The following is a 1,265-nucleotide window of genomic DNA, read 5'->3' as shown; positions in this document are numbered from 1 at the left end:
CAAGCTCCCTCGCCACAGATGCAGTACTCAGCCTCAGTTAAGCGAGGCTTTTGCTCACCACTTCAAACACATCGCTGGACAGCTCGCCCGAAGCGCGAATCCGCTCCAGCTCGCCTTTCATCAGCGCCTGCCGCGCGCTGTCGTACTTGCGCCAGCGGGTCAACGGCGCCAATTGCCGCGAAGCAATCTGGGGGTTGAAGCCATTCAACTGGATCACCAGGTCCGCCAGGAACCGATAACCCGAACCATCCGCCGCGTGGAAGTTGATCAGGTTCTGCCCGGCAAACGCGCCCACCAGTGCCCGCACCTTGTTCGGGTTCTTGATGTTGAACGCAGGGTGCTGCATCAACGTCTTGACCCGCTCCAGCGCGCCCGGCAAACCATTGCCCGCCTGCACGCTGAACCACTGGTCCATGACCAGCGGGTTGTCCTTGAAGTTCTCGGCAAACACCGCCAGCGCCTTGGCTTTCTCTTCTTCGAACGGCGAGTTGACCAGCACCGCCAGGGCCGTCAGGCGCTCGGTCATGTTGTCGCACGCGTCGAACTGTTCAAGGGTCGCCGCCAGCACTTCCGGCTTGCCGCTGAGCATCAGGTACGACAGCGCAATGTTCTGCAAGGCGCGACGGGCAAAGTGTTCCGCCTCGGCCACGTACGGGGTTTTCTTCGACAGGTCGCGATTGGCCTGGTAACGCAGCCACAGGCCCTCGAACAGGTTGTCGGCCAACTGCTTGCGAGCAAACTCGCGGGCCGCGTGGATGGCATCGACATCCGCCACTTCGCTGATTTCAGTCAGGTAGGCTTCGCTCGGCAGCGAGAGCATCTCGGCGACCATCGCCTGGTCCAGGCTTTCGTCGCTCAATACGCTGCGCAGTGCAGTGATAAGGCGTTGATCCAGCACCAGCGCCTTGCCCTGCTGATGTTGGGCGATCAGCTCCTGCAACACCTGCACCGACAGCTGCTGGCCGGCGTCCCAGCGATTGAAGCCATCGCTGTCGTGCTGCATCAGGAACATCAGTTGGTCGCGGTTATACGGGAAGCTCAGCTTCACCGGCGCCGAGAAGCCACGCAGCAGCGACGGCAGCGGGTGCTCGGCGATGTCGACAAAGGTGAAGGTCTGTTCGGCTTCGGTCACCGAGATCACGCGGGACGTGGCGCCGGCAGCGGTTTCACCGGCCAGGCGCAAGGCGATGCCCGCGCCCTTCCCGTCCAGCAGGCCCAGCTCAACCGGAATCACGAACGGCAGTTTTTCCACCTTGTCCGGGGTT

1 protein-coding gene is annotated in these 1,265 nt (G+C 62.4%); it reads right to left on the bottom strand.

Annotated features, from left to right (window positions below; genetic code table 11):
- Nucleotides 1-37: 37 nt before the first annotated feature.
- The coding region (locus tag HX846_RS34575; protein WP_178967187.1) for a DUF3458 domain-containing protein at nucleotides 38-1,265 on the bottom strand (1,228 nt) is incomplete at its 5' end.

The sequence above is a fragment of the Pseudomonas sp. K5002 genome (assembly GCF_013386655.1).
Classification (GTDB): Bacteria; Pseudomonadota; Gammaproteobacteria; order Pseudomonadales; family Pseudomonadaceae; genus Aquipseudomonas.
This window is presented reverse-complemented; position numbering and strand designations above follow the sequence as displayed.